1 protein-coding gene is annotated in these 1,281 nt (G+C 66.4%); it reads left to right on the top strand.

Annotation, left to right across the window (positions count from 1 at the left end; translation table 11 throughout):
- Positions 1–89 precede the first annotated feature (89 nt).
- Positions 90–1,229 (top strand): IS481 family transposase, encoded by a 1,140-nt coding sequence (locus QMK61_RS17570; protein ID WP_302073526.1) that lies wholly within the window; start codon positions 90–92, stop codon positions 1,227–1,229.
- The last annotated feature ends 52 nt before the right edge of the window (positions 1,230–1,281 follow it).

Genomic DNA, 1,281 nt, shown 5'->3' with positions numbered 1-1,281 from the left:
TGTTTAGCCCGGACACATGGTGGACAGGTGTTCGGGGACATGGTGGACACATCCAGACTTTGCATCGGTCAGTTCGGAGGAGGCGGCCGATGCCTTGGCAAGAGGTGTCCACTATGCAGTTGCGTAGCGAGTTTGTTCGGCTGGTCGAGCAAGGCAGCGCGGTGCGGCCTTTGTGTCGGCGGTTCGGTATCAGCCCCACCACGGCGTACAAGTGGCTGGGGCGCTACCGGCAAGGCACGGACTTGGCGGATCAATCCCGCCGCCCCAATCAGTCGCCGGCCCGCACGGCGGCCCCTATCGAGGCGACGATCCTGGCGCTACGTGCCGAGCGCCCGGCGTGGGGTGCCCGCAAGCTGCGGCGGCGGCTGATGGCGCTGGGGCATGCCATGCCCTCGGCCAGCACCGTGCACGCCATCCTGCAGCGACACGGCTGCATCAGCCCCGCAGCCAGCGAGACGGCGACGCCGTTCACGCGCTTCGAGCACGCGGCACCGAATGACCTGTGGCAGATGGACTTCAAGGGCCATGTCGCCATGCGTGCTTCGCGCTGCCATCCGCTCACCGTGCTCGACGACCACTCGCGCTTCAGCTTGTGTCTGGCGGCCTGCGCCGATGAGTCGCTGATGACCGTCCGGACGCATCTGGTCGCGACCTTCCGGCACTACGGCCTGCCGCAGCGCATGACCATGGACAACGGCTCACCCTGGGGCAACGACCACCACAGCTTCACCACCCTGGACGTCTGGCTGATGAAGCAAGGCATCCGCGTCAGCCACTCGCGCCCGTACCACCCGCAGACCCAGGGCAAGGACGAGCGCTTCCATCGCACCCTGCACGTCGAGGTGCTGCAAGGCCGCGTCCACGACGATCTGGCGCATGCCCAGCGCGACTTCGACGCCTGGCGTGATGTCTACAACCAGGAACGCCCGCACGAAGCCTTGGGTATGGCCGTGCCCTCCAGCCGCTATCGTGCCAGCACCCGCGAGTACCGCGAGCGCCCGCCTGCACCGGAGTACGCCGACCCGCGGCGCGTCCGTCGCGTCACCGACGGTGGTCACCTCTATTGGCGGGGCCACGTCTACCGTGTCGGCAAGGCATTCATCGGCGAGCCCGTCGAGGTTCGTGCGACACGGGACGAGCATTGCCTTGATGTCTACTGGTCAACCACCCGCATTGCCCAGCTCGATGTCATCGAGCACACTTCCACCAGCGGCCGGAGGCTGCCCTGAACGTGTCCACCATCTCTCCGAACGAATGTCCGCTATGTGTCCGGGCTGAACA

The organism is Fulvimonas sp. R45, assembly GCF_030504985.1.
Taxonomy (GTDB): Bacteria; Pseudomonadota; Gammaproteobacteria; order Xanthomonadales; family Rhodanobacteraceae; genus Rhodanobacter_A.
Note: the sequence above shows the minus strand (reverse complement) of the source record. Positions and strands in the feature narration are given on the sequence as shown.

What these genes read in the sequence shown, in the direction of transcription:
- QMK61_RS17570 (WP_302073526.1), top strand. Translation starts at nt 90, where the DNA reads ATGCCTTGGCAAGAGGTGTCCACTATGCAGTTGCGTAGCGAGTTTGTT.